Origin of the sequence: Halomonas sp. AOP27-A1-41 (assembly GCF_052378605.1) — a bacterium.
Classification (GTDB): Bacteria; Pseudomonadota; Gammaproteobacteria; order Pseudomonadales; family Halomonadaceae; genus Vreelandella; species Vreelandella citrativorans.
In genome coordinates this window covers 1-1,014 of record NZ_JBQSXT010000059.1, presented here as the reverse complement: position 1 = coordinate 1,014, position 1,014 = coordinate 1, and the positions used below count along the sequence as shown (strand labels likewise).

The window sequence follows — 1,014 nt, the reverse complement described above, 5'->3', positions numbered from 1 at the left end:
CCTGAATTCATAGAATAACTGCAGCACTTTGGATCATACGGTAGAGGCAGGAGGGCCAGCAGCGGTACCCTCTCCGCCTTACCGACCAAAGTGAAGCAGAGTATGGGATACCGACAACTGACCCAGGCACAACGATATCAAATTTTTGCCCATAGGGATGTAGGATTGAGCCAACGTCAGATTGCTCAACAGCTTGGCATTCACAGCAGTACCGTGAGCCGTGAGCTGAGACGTAATTCGGGTGCCAAGGGATATGAACCCGCACAAGCGCAGCGTTACAGCGATCAGAGACGCCGCTCCGCCTGGAAGTGGACAAAGCAACTCCCTAGCCTGATCAATGCCGTAGCTGACAGGCTTAGAGAAGAGTGGAGTCCAGAGCAGATTAGCGGTTTTATGGCGCCGTTGACGGGGATAGGAGTTAGTCATCAATGGGTCTATTCGCTGATCTGGGACGATAAGGCCAAGGGTGGCGATTTGTGGCGACACCTCCGCCAGCCCAAGCGTCGCAGTAAACATCGTGCCCATGCCAAAAGTGCAGGACTAGGCAAGATTCCTAAGCGTGTGGGGATAGAGCATCGGCCACCTGCTATCGAAAAACGCCTCACCATCGGTCACTGGGAAGGCGACACGGTGCTTTATGGGCACAAGCAAGCGGGGATAGTGACGTTGGTAGAGCGACGAAGTGGCTACTTGTTGGCGGCACGTCTGCCAAAGGTAACGGCAGAACTAACGCAGAGAGCCATGGTCCGTTTACTTAAGCCTCGTCGGGGCGCGGTGAAGACGATCACGCTAGACAATGGCTCGGAGTTTGCAGACCACGAGACGGTCGCAAAAGCGGTTAGCGCCTCCGTGTATTTCTGTGATCCTTACTGTTCAGGCCAGCGTGGGACAAACGAGAACACCAACGGCCTGATCAGGCAGTATTTTCCGAAAGGTACAGACTTCCGGAAGGTGACTAATGCAGAGCTGCGACGCGTTGTTCACAAGCTGAACGATAGACCCAGAAAGCGGCTG

Annotated in this window: 1 protein-coding gene; it reads left to right on the top strand. The window is 54.3% G+C overall.

From position 1 onward, the window contains the following. Positions 1–102: 102 nt before the first annotated feature. The coding region (locus ACT3TC_RS17080; protein WP_444641149.1) for an IS30 family transposase at positions 103–1,014 on the top strand (912 nt) is incomplete at its 3' end.